Source organism: Nocardiopsis prasina DSM 43845 (assembly GCF_000341265.1).
In the GTDB taxonomy this organism is placed as follows: Bacteria; Actinomycetota; Actinomycetes; order Streptosporangiales; family Streptosporangiaceae; genus Nocardiopsis; species Nocardiopsis prasina.
This window is the reverse complement of record NZ_ANAE01000009.1, coordinates 1-4,972: the sequence shown is the minus strand read 5'-3', so window position 1 is coordinate 4,972 and position 4,972 is coordinate 1. Positions and strand designations below refer to the sequence as shown.

The following is a 4,972-nucleotide window of genomic DNA, read 5'->3' as shown; positions in this document are numbered from 1 at the left end:
TTTCGGCTGCGGCGAGTACGCGGCTTCCGGCGCTGGTGAGAAGGGCCGCGAACGCCGACCTCGGATCGGGTGCGGTTTGCCCGCTGGACACCACGATGTTCCCCCGTGACCAGTTGTTTGACGCGCCCAATGGGCCCGGCTAATGTTCCATACTGGCACTCCCGAAGGTAGAGTGCTAATTGCGACGAGGCCGGTCTGGCACCCGCGACGGCAGGCCGCCGTGGTCGCCCTTCGCCAAGCATGCCGTTTCGTATCATCGAACCCGAAGGGGGAGGTCACAACCGTGTCGACCGCCACCAAGACTGTGCTCAAGCCGCTTGAGGACCGCGTCGTCGTCAAGACCCTCGAAGCCGAGCAGACCACGGCCTCCGGCCTGGTCATCCCCGACACCGCCAAGGAGAAGCCCCAGGAGGGCGAGGTCCTCGCTGTGGGCCCCGGCCGCTGGGACGACGAGGGCGACAAGCGCATCCCGCTCGACGTGAACGTCGGCGACGTCGTGCTGTACAGCAAGTACGGCGGCACCGAGGTCAAGTACGACAACGAGGAGTTCCTCGTCCTCTCCGCCCGCGACCTGCTCGCGGTCGTCGAGAAGTAAGACCTCGTCACTCGACGAATCCTTCCCGCCCCGGCCGGCACCCTGCCGGGCGGGGCGGTTTTTCTTACCCGCCGTAGGTGTACGGATAGAGGAAGCTCACCATGCCCAAGATCCTGGAATTCGAGGACGACGCCCGGCGCTCCCTTGAACGCGGTGTCGATCGCCTCGCGGACTCCGTGAAGGTCACGCTGGGCCCGCGCGGCCGCAACGTCGTCATCGACAAGAAGTTCGGCGCGCCCACCATCACGAACGACGGCGTGACCGTCGCTCGCGAGGTCGAGCTGGAGGACCCGTACGAGGACCTGGGTGCCCAGCTGGTCAAGGAGGTCGCCACCAAGACCAACGACGCGGCCGGCGACGGCACCACCACCGCCACCGTGCTCGCTCAGGCGCTGGTCCGCGAGGGCCTGCGGAGCGTGGCCGCGGGCGCTTCGCCGATGTCCATGAAGAAGGGCATCGACGCCGCCGCCAAGAAGGTCGCCGACGTCCTCGTCGAGCGGGCCCGCGAGATCGGCGAGCGCGACGACATCGCCTACGTCGCCACCAACTCCGCCCAGGACAGCCAGATCGGCGACATGATCGCCGAGGCGTTCGACAAGGTCGGCAAGGACGGCGTCATCACGGTCGAGGAGGCCCCCACCATGGGCCTGGACCTCGACTTCACTGAGGGCATGCAGTTCGACAAGGGCTACGTCTCGCCCTACTTCGTCACCGACCAGGAGCGCCAGGAAGTCGTCCTGGACGACGCCCTCATCCTGATCAACCAGGGCAAGATCTCCAGCCTCAACGAGATCCTGCCGCTGCTGGAGAAGGTCGTCCAGACCAAGAAGCCGCTGCTGATCATCGCCGAGGACATCGAGGGCGACGCCCTGGGCGCGATGGTCCTCAACAAGATCCGCGGCGCCCTCAACGTCGCCGCGGTCAAGGCGCCCGGCTTCGGCGAGCGCCGCAAGGCCATGCTCCAGGACATCGCCACCCTGACCGGCGGCCAGGTCATCGCCGAAGAGGTCGGCCTGAGCCTGGAGAACGCCGAGCTGGACGTTCTGGGCAGCGCCCGCCGCATCACCGTCACCAAGGACGACACCACCATCGTCGACGGCAACGGCGAGCAGGGCGAGGTCGAGGAGCGGGTCCACCAGATCCGCAAGGAGATCGAGAACAGCGACTCCGACTGGGACCGCGAGAAGCTGCAGGAGCGCCTGGCCAAGCTGGCCGGCGGCGTCTCCGTGCTGCGTGTCGGTGCAGCCACCGAGGTGGAGCTCAAGGAGAAGAAGCACCGCCTGGAGGACGCGATCTCGGCCACCCGCGCCGCGATCGAGGAGGGCATCGTCGCCGGCGGCGGTTCGGCGCTGGTGCACGCTGCCGCGGAGCTGGACGACCTGGGCCTGACCGGCGACGAGGCGACGGGCGTGAAGATCCTGCGCCAGTCCCTGCCGGAGCCGGCCCGCTGGATCGCCGAGAACGGCGGCGCCGAAGGCTACGTGGTCACCTACCGCATCAGCGAGATGCCGGTGGGGCAGGGCTACAACGCCGCCACCGACTCCTACGGCGACCTGATGGCCGCCGGCGTCATCGACCCGGTCAAGGTCACCCGCTCCGCGGTGCAGAACGCCGCTTCGATCGCGGGCATGCTGCTGACCACCGAGGCGCTGGTCGTCGAGAAGCCCGAGGAAGAGGAGGACGAGGGCCAGGGCCACGGCCACGGCCACTGAGTCGGCCCGACGGTCCGACCCGTCCGAGGAGCATCGGTCGCACCGGGCGGCCGCCGGCGTCGGCGGCCCCGGTCGGCACCGGCCCCGTGTCCGCGCATCGCGCGGGCGCGGGGCCGTTCACTATCATCGAGGGACCGGACACAGCACGCGATGTGTGCCGGTTTTGCGGCATTTTCATCGAATGTGATCATTCTGTAGCCGCATTTGGTGACGTGTAAACCCGCGCGGCGGGGCATGATGCGAGACGTGACGGATCCACGCGCAGCGGGGGGCGCGCTCGCGAGCCGAGCCGAGGCCCTGCGCAGAGCGAACGAGACGGAACTGAACCACTTGACCTCGCTCGCCGTCCAGGGCGACGACGGCGCGGTCGACTCACTCATCCGCGAGGTCCACCCGATGGTGGTCCGCTACTGCCGCGCCAAACTCTCCCGCGTCGCCGGATACGTCCACTACTCCGACGACGTGGCGCAAGAGGTCTGCATCGCCCTGCTCGCGGCGCTGCCCCGCTACGAGGACAAGGGGCGGCCCTTCGCCGCCTTCGTGTTCAAGATCGCCTCGCACAAGGTCGCCGACGCGCTGCGCCGCTCCACCCGCGCCGACGTCCCCACCGACGCCGTGCCCGAGTGCGCCGACGACGGCCCCGGCCCCGAAGAGTCCGCCGTGCGCAGCGCCGAGGCGGAACGGGCGCGCGGTCTGCTCGACGAACTGCCCGAACAGCAGCGCCGCCTGCTGGTGATGCGGGTCATCGCCGGGCTCACCGCCGACGAGACGGGGCATGCGCTGGGCATGTCCCCCGGCGCCGTCCGCGTCGCCCAGCACCGCGCCCTGGCCCGCCTGCGCAAGGTCGCCGCAGCCGATCGGCTGATCTGACCCTGCGGCGCGCCGCACCTTCCGACGCTGCACCGCCGCGGTCCGACGACCGGTCGCATACCGGTGCCGCGCCGCGCGCGATCCCCCGCCGCCCGCGCTGCGCCTGTGCACCGGCGGCCCGGCGGCCGCCCCGGCGCGCGCTGTGAGCCTCGCCACCGCCGCCCCGGTCGAAGGCGAACCGCCCCGCGCCGCGCCGCCGCCGTTCTAGGATGAAACGACACGCGCGAGTGGTTGGGAAGATATATGACGCAGCTGTTCACGGGGGACGGCGGCAAGGTGCTGCCGCCGGGGCTCACCTACGACGACGTCCTGCTGGTCCCGTCCTACTCGGACCTGCAGCCCGGCGAGGCCGACACCGCGAGCCGGCTTTCGCGGTCCATCGGACTGCGCATCCCGCTGCTGTCCGCGGCGATGGACACGGTCACCGAGGCCCGCACGGCAGTGGCCATGGCGCGCCAGGGCGGCGCCGGCGTGCTGCACCGCAACCTCTCCGTCGAAGCCCAGGCCGACCAGGTCGACCTGGTCAAGCGCTCCGAAGCTGGCATGGTCACCGACCCGGTCACCTGCAAACCCGGCGACACTCTGGCCGACGTCGAGGCGCTCAGCGCCCACTACCGCATCTCCGGCGCTCCCGTCACCGACACCGACGGCCGCCTGGTGGGCATGGTCACCAACCGCGACATGCGCTTCGAACTGGACCGCAGCCGCCCCGTCCACGAGGTCATGACCCCGATGCCGCTGATCACCGCCCCGGTGGGGGTCAGCCGCGACGACGCGTTCCGGCTGCTGCGCGAGAACAAGGTCGAAAAGCTCCCGCTGACCGACCCCCAGGGCCGGCTGCGCGGACTGATCACCGTCAAGGACTTCATCAAAAGCGAGCAGTTCCCCGACGCCACCAAGGACGCCGACGGCCGCCTGGTCGTCGGCGCCGCCGTGGGCGTGGGCGCGGACTCCGAAGCGCGCGCCCACGCGCTGGTCGAGGCCGGCGCCGACTTCGTCGTCGTCGACACCGCGCACGGCCACTCCGCGGGCGTCGCCGAGATGGTCGCCAAGCTCAAAGCCAACTCCGCCGCCGACGTCGTCGCCGGCAACATCGCCACCCGCGCCGGAGCCCAGGCGCTGATCGACGCCGGAGCCGACGCGATCAAGGTCGGCGTGGGACCCGGCTCCATCTGCACCACCCGCGTTGTGGCCGGTGTCGGCGCGCCGCAGGTCACGGCGGTGATGGAGGCGTACAAGGCCGCCGGTCCCGCCCAGGTTCCGATCATCGCCGACGGGGGACTCCAGTTCTCCGGCGACATCGTCAAGGCGATCGTCGCCGGCGCGAGCACGGTGATGCTGGGCAGCCTGCTCGCCGGTGTCGAGGAGAGCCCGGGCGACCTCGTCTTCATCAACGGCAAGCAGTACAAGACCTACCGGGGCATGGGCTCGCTGGGCGCGATGCGCGGGACCTCCTACTCCAAGGACCGCTATTCCCAGGCCGACGTCGCGACCGAGGACAAGCTGATCCCCGAGGGCATCGAAGGCCAGGTGCCCTACCGCGGCCCGCTGGAGACGGTCGCCGACCAGCTCATCGGCGGGTTGCGCCAGTCCATGTGGTACGCGGGCGCACGCGAGATCGCCGACCTGCACGAGCACGGCCAGTTGATGCAGATCACCCCGGCCGGACTCAAGGAGAGCCATCCCCACGACGTCCAGATGACGGTCGAGGCCCCCAACTACCACGGGCGCCGCTGACACCGCGGGCCGTGCCCGTCGACGCCGCGCTGCGACCGGCGCCGACGGGTGTTCCGGC

General features: G+C 70.3%; 4 protein-coding genes. All 4 read left to right on the top strand.

Annotated elements, in window-relative coordinates:
• Positions 1-283: 283 nt before the first annotated feature.
• The 4 genes from groES to guaB all read left to right on the top strand — a co-directional run bounded on the left by groES (position 284) and on the right by guaB (position 4,914).
• The gene (groES, locus tag D452_RS0100830) at positions 284-595 is read left to right on the top strand and encodes a co-chaperone GroES (protein WP_017542289.1); all 312 of its coding nucleotides are present in this window, start codon (positions 284-286) and stop codon (positions 593-595) included.
• A 101-nt stretch (positions 596-696) separates the two neighbouring features.
• A complete protein-coding gene (gene groL, locus D452_RS0100825) occupies positions 697-2,307 on the top strand; it encodes a chaperonin GroEL (RefSeq protein ID WP_017542288.1) in 1,611 nt (536 codons plus the stop codon).
• Positions 2,308-2,553: 246 nt separating this feature from the next.
• Positions 2,554-3,177 carry a sigma-70 family RNA polymerase sigma factor gene (locus tag D452_RS0100820; RefSeq protein WP_026128856.1) on the top strand — a complete coding sequence of 208 codons (624 nt, stop codon included), beginning with the start codon at positions 2,554-2,556 and terminating at the stop codon, positions 3,175-3,177.
• A gap of 243 nt (positions 3,178-3,420) precedes the next feature.
• Positions 3,421-4,914, top strand: a complete 1,494-nt coding sequence (gene guaB / locus D452_RS0100815; protein ID WP_017542286.1) for an IMP dehydrogenase — start codon at positions 3,421-3,423, stop codon at positions 4,912-4,914.
• Positions 4,915-4,972 lie beyond the last annotated feature (58 nt).

What these genes read in the sequence shown, in the direction of transcription:
- guaB (WP_017542286.1), top strand. Translation starts at nt 3,421, where the DNA reads ATGACGCAGCTGTTCACGGGGGACGGCGGCAAGGTGCTGCCGCCGGGG.
- groL (WP_017542288.1), top strand. Translation starts at nt 697, where the DNA reads ATGCCCAAGATCCTGGAATTCGAGGACGACGCCCGGCGCTCCCTTGAA.